Source organism: Aquimarina sp. AD10, from assembly GCF_003443715.1.
In the GTDB taxonomy this organism is placed as follows: Bacteria; Bacteroidota; Bacteroidia; order Flavobacteriales; family Flavobacteriaceae; genus Aquimarina; species Aquimarina aggregata.
Genome location: NZ_CP031965.1, coordinates 3,338,666 through 3,352,953, shown reverse-complemented (window position 1 = coordinate 3,352,953; position 14,288 = coordinate 3,338,666). Strand labels below are relative to the sequence as shown.

Below are 14,288 nucleotides of genomic sequence, written 5' to 3'. Positions count from 1 at the left end.
ATAGAGTATTAAATACATCAAAGAGATTCATTTAGGATACAAAGAATTAAAAATCATGAAACGAAGTTTTTATTTACAATATATTGCATTGGTTATTGTAGGATTGTTTTTGCTACAAAGTTGTGATGACAATCAACAATGGGAAATTGTTCCGGCAAAAGGGATTCCTACTGCGAGGCATGAAGCAGGTTTAGTTGCTTATAAGGATAAAATTTTACTAATAGGGGGGAGAAGAATTAATCCTACCGACGTATTTGACACAAAAACGAATACTTGGATAGCAAAATCACCAACACCAATAGAACTACATCATTTTCAACCTGTGGTGGTGGGTAATGCTATTTACCTAGTCGGAGCAATGACAGGAGAATGGCCAAATGAAAAACCTCTTGATAAAGTTATTATTTATTATCCAGAAGAAGATAGATATGAATATGGCCACCCAATACCAAAAAATAGACGTAGAGGAGGGGCCGGAGCCGTGTATCATAATAATAAAATTTATCTGGTTGGCGGTATTACAAACGGTCATGTAGACGGATATAAATCTTGGTTTGATACATATGACCCTAAAACAGGAGAGTGGCATGTGTTACCTAATGCACCTGATGCACGAGATCATTTTCAGGTCGCAGTAGCTAATAATAAACTATATGCTTTTGCGGGTCGCAGAACATCTAAGGCAACAGATCAGGATATGGCTCTAACCAGTAGTTATGGAAATGTATATGATTTTGATGCACAAAAGTGGGAACCTGTAACCAGTGATTTAGCAATACCTACCGAAAGAGCAGGCAATGGTATTTTTGCATGGAATAATGAAATTGTAATTGGAGGAGGAGAAAGTGTTGCCCATGAGAAAGCACACGCCGAGGTAGAGGCGTATAATACAATAACCAAATCATGGAATAAATGGCCATCTTTACTAAATGGTCGCCATGGCTCGGGTTTTGTAATCGTTGGAGACTATGTATATACAGCATCAGGTAGTGGTAATCGAGGAGGAGGCCCAGAACTTACTTCGATAGAGCGATTAAAATTACCCAGAAAAGGACACAATGATAGCGATGTAGTTAACACAAATCAAAAAACTGTTTATAAACAATGGCATACGGTAACCTTACCATTTAAAGGACCAGAAACATCAGAAAAAGCAACAGATAATCCATTTTTAAATTATCGTTTAACGGTAGAATTTAAGCATGCAGAAACAAAGCGTACTATAAGAGGGTTTTATGCAGCAGATGGGAACGCAGCAAACACTAGTGCAGATAGTGGTAATATCTGGAAAGTTAGGTTTACTCCAGATGTAATAGGAGAATGGACATATTCAGCAATACTACACTATGGCGACAGTATTGGGTTGGATACTAATCTCACTAATGGGACCAAAGTTGATATATCTAATGCAAATGGTAGTTTTATTGTTTCTAACTCAGATAAAAGTGGTGTTGATTTTAGAGCAAATGGTATGCTTGAGGTGTCTAAAGGATATTTTAAATTTAGAGATTCAAAAAAATATTGGATCAAGGGTGGAGCAAATAGCCCAGAAAACCTATTAGCTTATGTAGATTTTGACGATACGTATCGCCTTAAAGCTTCAGAAAAAGATGGAGAGGCAAGTACCACTAGCGAAATTCATACATATCCAAACCACCTAAAAGATTGGAAACCGGGAGATCCAACATGGAAAGATAAAAAAGGAAAATCATTAATTGGGGCATTAAATTATTTGGCTTCTAAAGGGATGAATGCTGTTTATTTTCTAACCTTGAATATATTAGGAGATGGTAAAGATGTATGGCCATACACAGATTCAGAAACATTTGACCGTTTTGATGTTAGTAAATTAGCACAGTGGGAAATAGTATTTGAACATATGCAATCTAAAGGGATTATGTTGCATGTAGTATTACAAGAAACTGAAAATGAAACAATGTTAGATGGAGGAGATACAGGACCATTAAGACAATTGTATTACCATGAATTAATAGCTAGATATGGTCACCATTTAGGATTAATCTGGAATTTAGGAGAAGAAAATGGCTTAGCTCCTTGGACACCAATAGCACAAAATGATAAACAAAGAAAGGATATGGCAAAGTTTCTTAAAGAGACAGATCCATACAGACATCCCGTATTACTGCATACACATTCTGAAGACCCTCATAGATCAGTAATTTTAGATTCTATTTTAGGTTTTAAATATTTAGATGGTTTATCTCTACAGCAATCCGAGCGCGAGCATGCTCCCGAAGTTTTAGAAACTTGGAGAAATAAAGCTAAAGCGGCCAAACAAGATTGGTTGATTACTATGGACGAAATAGGACTTTGGCATACAGCAGCATTACCAGATAATCAAGATATCAATCATAATACATTAAGAACATATGCCCTTTGGGGAACATTATTATCTGGAGGTAGTGGTGTAGAATGGTATTTTGGAGCAAAACATCCTCATAATGATTTAACATCAGAAGATTGGCGTCAAAGAGATAGACTTTGGGAGTTAACAAATTATGCTACTACTTTCTTTCAGAGGTATTTGCCTTATTGGGAAATGGAACCAGAACATACACTAGTTAATTCCAAGGAAGCTTATTGCCTTAGAAAAGAAGGAGAAATATATGCAGTATATCTAGCAAGCTCTGGAACATATACCATAGATTTAAAAGATGTCGAGGGAACATTTTCCATACAATGGTTTGATCCGCTAGAAGGAGGAGAATTGCAAAACGGTTCTGTAGAAAAAATACATGGAGGAGGTATAAGAACAATAGGAATTCCTAAGAGTAAAAATCAGCAAGATTGGGTTTGTCTTATTAAAAAAGTACGGGATAAAAATTAATCATAATGAATTAAATTAAAATAAAGCATAATATATTGCTTAGAGCTTTGTAAAATAAAAAAAAAGGACAAAACCATTTTAGGATTAATCTTCAAGTAATACACCCGCCATTTGGCAGGTGTATTACTAAAGAAATTACTTAATAATTATTTTTTCGGTTTTTAATATAGTTCCTTTTGAGATAATCTTCAGAATGTAAACTCCAGATTCAAACTTATTTGTATTAATACCTAATACGTTTCTTGATAGCATTCTATCAAACCCTTGTTTAAATACTTCTGTACCATTGAGAGCATAAATTATCACAGTACCAGAATCATAATTTTCAGATTTATAATCTATAAAAATATTGTTTCCTTGATGAATAGGATTAGGATATATTTTATTTAAGTTTAATTTATTATTTAAGTTTTTTGAAGAAACACCTGTATCTGTATAGGTAAATAATTCCCAAGGACCTCTTGCTGCGCCATTCACATTAAGAGTTAAGTTGCCATTTAAATTTTGAGGAACCTGAACAAATTTATTTGTAGCAACACTTTGTAAACCAAATCTTTTTGCAGAAGTATCTCCTACTGTAATCCATTTAAATTGTGCCTCAGGTGCGGTTGCAGAAATACCTGTAGCTGTAATAGTTGTTCCTGATACAACTAAATAACGAAAACCAAGACCAAAGTTCCTTACCTTAAGTCGTACATTACCGTTTCCTGCATCTTCAACAACAAATGTCTCCCATTCTCTTATGTCCATTAAAGCAGTACTAGCTGCTATTTTATTTGACTTTAAGACAGATGCCTCATTAAATCTAGCAGAAACATAATCAAACTTTTCTGTGGTAGATATATTACTTGAAATGATTGGTTGGATACCAATATTTTTACCAAAAGGTATATCATTTACTGGAGTAGTTCCACCTGATCTTACCAATCTCCATTTTTGATTAACACCTCCAGTACCATTGCCATTATTGATCCATAAATGAACATTTGTATTTAAGGTTCCATTATCTCTATCCATTGCATTTTCTGTACAATGACTTGGTATAAATACATAATCTGATCCTTCTTTTAAAACAAACCATCTTTGATGTTTATCATTTGCAGAAATCCAAGACCCTACATTATAATTTGAATTATTTGCGTTACCTGATGGTACTGTTGGATTACTTCTATCTCTACATACACTATAAGGTACCTCTAAAAATCGATTATTTAATTTACTTTGAATCGTATATGTCTTGTCTGATGCATTATAAACAAACTCCCATTGCGCATTTAAACCTATACTTTCTGCCATTTTTACATTTCCATTACTTTCTAAAATTAATTTTTGAGTGTTTAATGCATTAGATTCAATTAGATATGTTCCACTTAATCCTGTTACAGATGCTAGACCTGTAGAAGGAGTAGAAGTAGGATTCGTTCTAAAAGAAGAAGCAGGTAAACCATTTTTATTGTATAGTATTGGTTTAAATATCCAGTTTTTCCAAGCATATCTTGCTTGGGTAGGGTTAGGTACATTTGGTGATGAAACTTCAAGTTGATTACCCACTATATTAACAGATGTAGCTTTTTGAAACTCTCCATTTGCCCCTGCTATTTCAAATAGACTTCCAAATCTATCATCGTCTCTCGCGTCTCCTGCTCTTAATTCTAAACCGCTTCCAATACTATCAAAGCTTAAAATACCTTTTCCGTTTCTAAATGATGCTGAACTAAATATAGGGCCAGAGGATACAATATTTTGACCATATGTATTATCCAATGCTAATAAAGCGAGTCGATTTCCGGGTACTTGTTTTGTTTCTGGGTGAATATCGTCTATCTCTCCAGAATCTAAGATGATAGCAACACCTGTATTAGGTTTTTTACCTGCTAGAAAATGAGCTTCACGAATCTCCCAACTTTTTTCAACTAACCCTCCTGGTCTAAAATTATACCCGTTTAATGGAGCTATCTGAACATGGTAAAATGGCATTTCTGGTAATTTAAACTCTGTTCTCCATGAATTTATCAAAGCATTGAAAACATTACCATAAAAAGCTCCTCCATTAGGCACATTACTTTCTCCTTGATAGAATACAGCGCCTTTTAATGTAAATGGTGTGATTGGAGCTATCATACCATTAAATAAAGCTCCTGGAGTTTCGAATCCTGGAGGTGGGTTTACTGTAGCATTGTGTATATTAAATTTACCAGTAAATGGCGTTCCTGAAGCTACACCGGCTTCGTGTTGTCTCTTTGCCGTTGCAAGATCGCTAGTTATATTCTCAAACCCAGGAACAGAACGTAAAGATGCTACTGTAGTAAACGGTTGAGCCGATGTGCTTCCTCTTGCCGCAACGATTAGACCTACTGGGATATTACCGCCTAAACCATTTAATAAATCTCTTCCAAAAAAGTAAGCTACTGCCGAAAAACCTCCTGAGGTTGATGGGCTAGATACAGTCCAATTTCTTCGAACCTTTATTTCATCTTGAGCTTCATAAGAAGCTACTGTACCTACAGATAAAACTCTTAAATTTGGGAAATTAGAATTTCTTATTTCTTGTTCTGAATTAATCACATTAGCATATCCAGAAACATTCAAAGGAATTCCCATATTTGATTGTCCCGAGCACAACCAAACTTCTCCTAGCATGATGTTACTTAATGATATATTCTTGGTGTTATCAGATATTTTTAGAGTAAATGGACCATTACCTCCAGTATCTGGTGTAGGTATTTTTATAGACCATGTTCCATTACCACTTATTGTTGTAGTAACTCTAGCTCCCCATTGCGGTTCTATAGAGACTACATTTCCTGGTTGCCCTTTACCCCAGATGTTTGCTTCTGTATTTCTTTGAAGTACTGCATTATTATTAATTAAATTATTTACACTAAGTGTTTGTGCCTGTAGTGATATCGAAAGTACAAAGAAAGCTATTCCCATGAATAAACGAATACATCTCTTTGGTAGTATAAAATTTGATTTCATTTTAATTGGTTTTGAGTATTTATGCTCAATTTATAATCAAATAATTAAGGTAGATACTCCATATGTCTTTTTTAATATCTCTTTTTATTTAAGGATTAGATAAAAGTGATGAATAGTTTTATGTGATTTAGAAAAGATAGCACATATGATCATGCTTATGAATAGTTCGAGTATTTTAATATGCTATTAATGAGGTTGTTGTGCATGAGTGAACATAAAAAGTATTGCAAATGCAAAAACAATCTAATTACTATTACGCGTTTTTTGTACAAGAAAGTTTAATTATAAAACTACTTCTAAATATTTGGAATGTAATATGATGTTAAGATACCTACACCTTAAACCTCTTTTACATTCATGTTTGAATGTTTTCCTAATTCATCTTATTGATAAGCAATAACTTCTGTGATTACTTTCTTATTGTCGGAAATGCTATAGCATGTCGGATTTCTTTTATTATCCTGTCGAAAATGTTTACAGGTTTACCGCATTTGTGCTAGCTATGAAATAGCATTGCTCTCTAACTTTGACTCATCAAGAATTAATATATCATAAGGTAGTATATCATGATCAATACAGTATTAAGTGTTTTAAAGGATAAACTCAATGAATACCTTAAAAATTTAGGAACGACAGAATTAGATGTTGTAGAGTTTATCAATACAAATAATAATGATCCAGTATCATTTACAGATGATAAGGTTACACCTTTTCTGATTAATGTTGCCGAGGATAGAAAGTTTAGAAACGCTGATCAATATTCAGGAATAATTCAGAATGGAATTAGAACTCAAATTAGCCCAGAGATCAGAATTGAATTGCAAATACTTTTTGTATCAAAATTTAGTGATTACAATCAAGCGCTTAAATTTCTTTCTCATGTAATTAAGTTTTTTCAAGTTCATCGTGTTTTAACACCTTTAAGTGCACCTCAGCTTTCTGAAGAAAATATAGAAAAACTTACAATCGAACTAATATCACTTCCTCTTGAAGAGCAAAATCAAATATGGCATTCTTTAAACACATCGTATTTGCCTTCTGTTTTATACAAGATACGTTTGTTATCATTTATAGACGAGCTAAGTGTTGAATTTGTAGGTAAAAATGCTTCAGAAATTAGTCTTAATACTATAGAAAAGATAAACAAATGAAGTACAACGAATTCTTTCAGATAACAATAGATCATCAATATTTTTCTGATGCTCAAATGGATCTGGTACTTATACCAGAGGAACAAACATTACAGTTTTTGAGAAAACAACATTTTGTTGTAAAACATACTTCAAAAGGATTGAAAGTATTAATACCATTAGATGAAAAAGAGAATAGATTACCAGTTATAAAAGAAGATGACACACTGAGTTTTAATGTGTTTCCCACAACTAGCGGTTTTGACGAGATTACAGATACATCTATGATTGACAATGATAGCATTTTATTCTTTACCAATAAAGGATTAAAAAACGATAGCAAAGAATTAGTGGTGTCCGGAACTACAGCAAATATGCGTAAGAATGGCTTTCCTGTGATTGCAAAGATAAAAATAGAGTTAAGTAGGGTGAATTTTGATCTTGATAAAGAACCAACCCTATACCAAGTAGTCTTCAAGCCAAAAACCGTAAAGTGGAAGTATTATATTCTATCTGGTATCGCAACTACAAAACTAGAAATCAAGGATCGCGACGCTCAATTAACATTTGGTAAGTTAGAAAACCTAAATGACATTCCCGATAAAATAGCAACTGCCCTAAGCTTAAATTTCCCCAATAAACAGTTGTTTGTTTTTGAATCAAGTAAGGCTATTCATTATAGTGATACGGCCCGAAAGAATATTCAATTATTCCAAAATGAAAATATGATTATTAAACACTTGTCTAATCCCGATATAAGTGATAATGGCATTCAAATTATTAAAATCAATTAAGTAAAGTTTAAACATTAAAAATTATCTAATATGTCTAATTATTTAACACCAGATGTGTATACAGAGGAAATTCCTCTACTACCGCCGTCCGTAGCCGGGGTATCTACTGCGGTTCCAGCTTTTATTGGTTATACCGAAAAAACACTAAAAAGCTCAGATGATGAGTCTATACGTCCAATACGAATTTCTACCTTATTAGAGTATAAGGAAATCTTCGGAAAAGCACAATCAGCGTCCTTTGTTGTAGATGTAGAAAACAAAAATGTTATCAAAGGCGTAAAAGTAACGCCACCACAAAGCACTTTATACCATGCATTGGACCTTTATTTCAAAAATGGAGGAGGCGAATGTTACATTATTTCTGTTGGAACATATGATGATTATTCAGATGCTACAGCTAAAGATTCATTTTTAGATGGCCTTAAAGCTTTAGCCAAAGAGGATGAACCAACACTTGTGATGTTAGGAGAAGCTGCAAAATTGCCAGCAGATGATTACCATGAAATTTGTACGGAAGCTTTGAAACAATGCAACGAACTTAAGGATAGGTTTTGCGTTTTTGATACTAAGAAAGATGATATCGACGGAAGTAGTTTTAGAAATGGAATTGGGATCAATAACTTGAAATACGGAGCTGCTTATACACCATACATACAAACTTCACTTTCGTATAAGTATGATGATTCAGATGTAATAGTTAAGCAATTAACTTCTTCTGAAGACAGTGCATTCGAAGTAGAATATCAAGGGATTAGAATCACATATTCGGGTGATAATGCTACAAGTCCAAAGTTTAGAGTAAACGGAGGAACAGGAACAACAGTAGAGATTACAATATCGACTAACAATTTATTAAGCATAAAAAATGTACCAGATACGGGTATAGATGTAAATAGGATACTTGAAGCTTGGGCATTAATTAGTGATAAAAAAGGTTTTGATATTGTAGCATTTGATGAAAGTGGTATTGTTAGCCAAACTTCCTCTCCTTCTAGCCAGGATTTAATTAAAAACGGACAATCAGAAAATTTAAAGTCTTATAAAGAAGACCAATCTGCGTTGTACAATAAAATTGTAAATCAACTGGCAAAAGAAAAAATGATTTTGCCTCCAAGTTCAGCTATAGCTGGAGTTTATGCTACAATAGATAGAGAAAGAGGAGTGTGGAAAGCACCTGCAAATGTTAGTCTTAATGCGGTTAATGGTCCTATAGTGAAGATTACTTCTTCAGATCAAGAGAAACTAAATGTAGATACTACGGCAGGAAAATCCATAAATGCTATCCGCAGTTTTGTTGGAAAAGGCACTTTGGTTTGGGGAGCAAGAACATTGGCAGGAAATGATAACGAATGGCGCTATGTATCTGTTCGTCGATTATTCAATATGATCGAAGAATCCACTAAAAAAGCATCTTATTTTGCCGTTTTCGAACCTAATGACCCATCAACTTGGTTAAAAGTAAAAGCCATGATCGAAAGTTTCCTTTACGGAATCTGGCAACAAGGAGGTTTGGCAGGTTCTACAGATGAGCAAGCTTATTTTGTAAATGTAGGGCTAGGAAAAACCATGACACAACAAGATGTCCTAGAAGGGCGAATGATCATAGAGATTGGTATTGCAGCTACGCGTCCAGCAGAGTTTATCATTCTGAAATTCTCTCATAAACTACAAGAGGTTTAATACAGTAACCTAATCAAAATCATTCAATTGTAAAATATTAATAAATGAAAAAATGGCGTTAACAAAAGAACAAATCAAAACAGATTATCCATTACCTATTTATAATTATAGAGTGGATATTGATGGAGTATCCTTCAGCTTTTCAGAAATATCAGGTCTTGAGCTTTCATTCGAATCTATTACTTATAAAGAAAGCTTTGCATCTGGTGGTAAAGTGGGGCCTAATATTATGTATATGCCTGGGCAGATTCAACCTGTAAATATTAGCCTTAAAAAAGGATTTGTAAAGGGTAAAAGTATCCCGGTTTTTTATGAATGGATCAATGGTATCCAATTAAATCGTGTGGATAAGAAGGATATTGTAGTTCATCTTTTAGACGAAACAGGAAACACTGTTGTAAACTGGAAAGTAATTGATGCATTTCCAACAAAACTGTCAGCACCATCCTTTGATGCCAATTCGAATGAAGTGGCTATAGAGTCTATGGAGCTTATGGCTTTCAGAGTAACTATGGAAGAATTAGCATAAACAATACTATATGCAATCGAGATAATGTCGTTGAGTTAAGAAAAAGTAATATTCAGATGTCACACTGAGCTTGTCGAAGTGAATTCAAAAACAAAGTGTTAATGGTCTTCGACAAGCTCAGACTGACAACACAAAAATTTAACTTAACAACATTGATAATCCAGGTTAATTGTCTTGCGGGCTTGTCTCCAGTAATTGATACTATATAAATAACCTCTTATGGCAACAGATAAACAAAAAATTATTGAAGATTATCCTTTACCAGTATATAACTACAGGGTAATTATTAACGGAAGTGAGACAATGTCCTTTTCTGAAGTTTCAGGTCTTGAAATTGATCATGAACACGTAATGTACAAACATGGGTTTAGTTGGGTAACAGGAATCCACTTGATTCGAGGTCAAAGAAAACCTATTAATGTTACACTTAAACGTGGGCTTGTAAGTAAAAGAAAGGATTTATATGATTGGATAAAAGCAGGTGAAAAAAAGGACATTAGGATAGAGCTATGTGATGAGACTGGCACGGCGGCGGTAAGCTGGGATATATCCCGAGCCCTGCCCTTTAAAATGGATGCACCATCATTTAGCGTTAGCACTAACGATGTTGCCATAGAAAGTTTGGATTTGATTGCTCATGATTTAAGGATTACACACAACCAATGATTATTATATGTCACAGTTTTTAGAAAAAATAAATTTTGCAGACAGAACTCCCGAATTATCCCATAGGTTTGGAGTCTTTTTCTTCGCAGGAGGTTTGATACCCAATCCTATAGATATAAGATTTCAGAAAGTTAGTGGGATGAGTACCGAGGTACAATTGGAAACTATCAATGAAGGAGGACAAAACCTGCATACACATCGTTTACCAAGCAAGGTTAGTTATACTAATTTAGTTTTAGAGCGAGGGTATGTCACTAGTCGTATACCCTCTCCTTTAAACCTTGAGTTTAATCTAGCATTTTCTAGGTTTAAATTTTACCCTTCTAATGTATTAGTGACCAAGTTTAATGAGGCGGGTAATCCAATAGGAGCATGGCTTTTTCTAAAAGCATATCCGGTTAAATGGTCGGTGTCTGATCTCGATGCACAGTCAAATTCTGTAGCAATAGATACAATGGAGCTCGCATATACCAGATTTCAAATAATGAGGATATAAAATGGCAGTAGAAATCAAAGAAATAGTGATTCGGGCAGTATTGACAGACGAGGAAAAGTCTGGCAAATCATCTCAAGAAGCAGGACTTGAGAAAGAGAATCTAGTACAAGAATGTGTCGATCAAGTATTGAAAATATTAAGTAAGAAAAACCGTAGGTAAAATGGCGTTTAACTTTTTAAAGTTTGAAAAACTTACCATTGTAAGTTACGATAAAGTAGAAAGAGAGGATAAGGTAGATGAGTTTGTGGTGATGTTTAATCCAGAGTCGTACTCGCTATCTTATGAAAATGTATATAGTATAGCACAAGGAATAAATACTAGTGGGCGAGTGGCTAACTATGCAATGAGTAAACCTGAAAAACTCAACCTTAAGATCATTTTAGATGGTAGCGGTGTAAGTACTTTTGGATTAACAAATATCATTGGTAGAGGTCATGACGATGTGTATAAACAGGTACAACGCTTTTTAGAAATGACCAGTTATATGGATGGTAAGCTTCATGAACCTAGGTTTCTAACCTTAAAATGGGGAGATCTGCTATTTAAGTGTCGTTTGGGTTCTGTAACTATAAATTACACCTTATTTAATAGTAGTGGTATTCCGTTACGAGCAGAATTAGATACTTCATTTTTTGGTGATATAGAAAAATCAGAACGCCTTAAAAAAGAGAGAAAAAGCTCTCCGGATCTTACGCATTATAGAATAGTTGGAGCTCATGACAGATTGCCTTTAATGTGCGAAAAAATTTATGGATCGCCACAATATTATGTACTAGTGGCAAAGGCCAATAATCTAGATGATTTTAGAAACTTGAAACCAGGACAGGAAATTTATTTTCCTCCAATAGAAAAGTAAATAATGGCAGTAGTTACAGCAACTATTACGAGTGAAGGAATAGAAATGGAAGGTCGATACGAACTTCTGTCTATTGATGTGAGCAAAGAATTTAATAAAGTTCCAACAGCCGAATTGAGGTTGATTGACGGTATTGTTTCGCAACAAAAATTTGATATTCTAGACGAACGTTTTTTTGATCCTGGTAAACGGATAGAGATTGCTCTTAGATATGAAAATGAACCTCAAAATGAAGATACCGTCTTTATTGGAATAGTCGTAAACCAGTCGTTAGAGTTAAATAAATTTGGTACTACACTTACTATTGAATTAAGTGACGAAGCCATCAAAATGACCAATGCTCGTAAAAATGCAGTATACATTGGCGAAAAGGATAGCGTGATCATTGAAAAGCAAATAAAACAAAATGGTTTAAAAGGGACGATGACTGAAACTGTAGTAACACATCCGCAGATGATTCAATACTATGCCACAGATTGGGATTTTATGGTTTCGCGAGCAGAGGTCAACGCACAATTGGTGAGTGTTAATAACGGGGAGATAGCTGTTTTTAAACCTACAATTCAAGTACCTTCATTTGAGCTGGAATTAGGACAAAAAGAAATTTATGATTTTGACCTAAAGGTGAATGCAGGCAATCAGTATCATGAAGTTAACGCTGTGGCTTGGGATAGCTCTAAGCAAACACTTACTACACCCGATAAAGGTGATGAATATAAAGTCCCTCAGGGAGATTACGATATTTCTAAAATTGCCCCTACAGTAGGAGCAGAAGAAACAACATTAATCCATGCTGCGACAATGGATACAGAAGAGCTTAAGGCTTGGTCAGATAGTCAAATGCTTAAATCAAGATTGTCGTTTTTCAGAGGCTGGTTTAAAATCGTTGGAACACCAAAAATTCAAGTAGGACAAACTATTGCCATCAAAGGGGTAAGTAAATCCTTTACAGGAGAGAATATTATAACAGGAGTTAGACATGAAGTGACACCAGAAGGTTGGATTACTCATCTACAAATTGGGATGGATCCTTGTTGGTTTGCTGCACAGTCTAATGTAACAGATACAAAAGCGGCAGGTTTACTTCCTGGTGTAAATGGATTACAAATAGGTATTGTAAAAGCACATAAAGAAGACCCAAAGCACCCGTTTCAGGTTCGTGTTATGATTCCGGCTTTAGGACCAGATAAAGATACAGTATGGGCGCGCTTAGCTACTATAGACGGAGGGGTTGAGAGAGGCATGCTTTTTAGACCAGAACCAGAAGATGAGGTCATTGTAGGGTTCTTAAATGACGATCCTAGACAAGCAATTATTCTTGGATCAATGCATAGTGCTAAAAATAAAGCACCGCTACCTTTTGATGAAAAAAATAGTCAAAAAGGAATTTTTACCAAATCAAAATACCAATTGCTTTTTGATGAAGGTAAAGAAGTAATTACGCTATCCACATCAGAAAAAAATCAGATTAGTATAGATGAAAAGCAGAAAATTATAAAGATGTCAGATGCCAATGGTAATCATGTCGAGCTCAATACAAATGGAGTAATGATTATAAGTGCAAAAGATTGTCAAATTAAAGCTGAAGGCAATTTTAATATTGAAGCCGAAGGAAATGTGAGCATTAAAGGAAGTAAAGTGGATTTAATATAGAAAATGAACATGGAAACTATAACATTAGAATTAACAATAGACGAAACCAATACAATACTGAATGGCTTAGGACAACAACCTTATATTAAAGTAGCTGATCTAGTTCATAAAATTCAAGAGCAAGGAGCTTCTCAACTCGCAACCGATACACCAGAAAACCATACTGAAAAAGAAAAAGAATTAGAAAATATAATATCAGAAAGAGATGGAAAATAAATTTTTAGGTAAAGGATGGTCTTTCCCCCCAGAGTTTTATGCGCATGGAGCAGCTGTAGAAATGAAAGAAGGAGAAGATGATATTAAACAAAGTCTTCAAATTCTTTTATCAACAGCACTACAAGAACGCATTATGCAATCAGGATTTGGTTGTGACCTTAACAGATTTTTATTTGAAGAAACAAGTCAAGGAGTTATCAATGATATACGTAGTACAGTATCAAATGCCATATTAAATCATGAGTCAAGAATATTGGTAGATGATATTAAACTTGAAAATTCGGATTTAGAAAATGGTTTGATTACTATTTCTATTGACTATACAGTGCATATGACCAATACCCGTTCTAATCTGGTGTATCCATTTTATATAAATGAGGCCTCGATTTAACTCGGGTTTTCTAATGCATAAAACGGGTTGAATAACGAATCAAAATAAA

13 protein-coding genes are annotated in these 14,288 nt (G+C 34.3%); 12 read left to right on the top strand and 1 reads right to left on the bottom strand.

Going from position 1 to position 14,288, the window contains the following annotated elements; translation table 11 throughout:
- Positions 1–55: 55 nt before the first annotated feature.
- Positions 56–2,848, top strand: a complete 2,793-nt coding sequence (locus D1816_RS13970; RefSeq protein ID WP_118503593.1) for a DUF5060 domain-containing protein — start codon at positions 56–58, stop codon at positions 2,846–2,848.
- Between the two features lie 135 nt (positions 2,849–2,983).
- Here D1816_RS13970 and D1816_RS13965 read toward each other — a convergent pair whose 3' ends face one another.
- Positions 2,984–5,827 carry a sialate O-acetylesterase gene (locus tag D1816_RS13965; RefSeq protein WP_118503591.1) on the bottom strand — a complete coding sequence of 948 codons (2,844 nt, stop codon included), beginning with the start codon at positions 5,825–5,827 and terminating at the stop codon, positions 2,984–2,986.
- Positions 5,828–6,393: 566 nt separating this feature from the next.
- On the opposite strand from D1816_RS13965, the gene D1816_RS13960 reads away from it, so the two are divergent.
- From D1816_RS13960 to D1816_RS13915, 11 genes are all read left to right on the top strand, one after another.
- Complete coding sequence (locus tag D1816_RS13960; RefSeq protein WP_118503589.1) at positions 6,394–6,978, top strand: DUF4255 domain-containing protein; 585 nt, start codon at positions 6,394–6,396, stop codon at positions 6,976–6,978.
- Positions 6,975–7,751 (top strand): hypothetical protein, encoded by a 777-nt coding sequence (locus D1816_RS13955; protein WP_118503587.1) that lies wholly within the window; start codon positions 6,975–6,977, stop codon positions 7,749–7,751. The genes D1816_RS13960 and D1816_RS13955 overlap by 4 nt, the downstream gene beginning before the upstream one ends.
- A gap of 30 nt (positions 7,752–7,781) precedes the next feature.
- The gene (locus D1816_RS13950) at positions 7,782–9,431 is read left to right on the top strand and encodes a phage tail sheath C-terminal domain-containing protein (RefSeq protein ID WP_118503584.1); all 1,650 of its coding nucleotides are present in this window, start codon (positions 7,782–7,784) and stop codon (positions 9,429–9,431) included.
- A 52-nt stretch (positions 9,432–9,483) separates the two neighbouring features.
- Positions 9,484–9,960 carry a phage tail protein gene (locus D1816_RS13945; protein WP_066313387.1) on the top strand — a complete coding sequence of 159 codons (477 nt, stop codon included), beginning with the start codon at positions 9,484–9,486 and terminating at the stop codon, positions 9,958–9,960.
- Between the two features lie 303 nt (positions 9,961–10,263).
- Positions 10,264–10,626 carry a phage tail protein gene (locus D1816_RS13940; protein WP_233565229.1) on the top strand — a complete coding sequence of 121 codons (363 nt, stop codon included), beginning with the start codon at positions 10,264–10,266 and terminating at the stop codon, positions 10,624–10,626.
- Between the two features lie 7 nt (positions 10,627–10,633).
- Positions 10,634–11,122, top strand: coding sequence for a phage tail protein (locus D1816_RS13935; RefSeq protein ID WP_066313382.1), 489 nt, complete (start codon positions 10,634–10,636; stop codon positions 11,120–11,122).
- 1 nt (position 11,123) lies between these two features.
- Positions 11,124–11,282, top strand: a complete 159-nt coding sequence (locus D1816_RS25660) for a DUF5908 family protein (RefSeq protein ID WP_162900342.1) — start codon at positions 11,124–11,126, stop codon at positions 11,280–11,282.
- A 1-nt stretch (position 11,283) separates the two neighbouring features.
- Entirely contained in the window at positions 11,284–11,979 is a 696-nt protein-coding gene (locus tag D1816_RS13930; protein ID WP_118503580.1) for a LysM peptidoglycan-binding domain-containing protein, read from the top strand.
- Positions 11,980–11,982: 3 nt separating this feature from the next.
- A complete protein-coding gene (vgrG, locus tag D1816_RS13925; RefSeq protein ID WP_118503578.1) occupies positions 11,983–13,632 on the top strand; it encodes a type VI secretion system tip protein VgrG in 1,650 nt (549 codons plus the stop codon).
- 9 nt (positions 13,633–13,641) lie between these two features.
- Entirely contained in the window at positions 13,642–13,848 is a 207-nt protein-coding gene (locus tag D1816_RS13920) for a hypothetical protein (RefSeq protein WP_162900328.1), read from the top strand.
- The gene (locus D1816_RS13915; RefSeq protein WP_066313373.1) at positions 13,838–14,239 is read left to right on the top strand and encodes a GPW/gp25 family protein; all 402 of its coding nucleotides are present in this window, start codon (positions 13,838–13,840) and stop codon (positions 14,237–14,239) included. Before D1816_RS13920 ends, D1816_RS13915 begins: the two co-directional genes overlap by 11 nt.
- Positions 14,240–14,288: the final 49 nt, after the last annotated feature.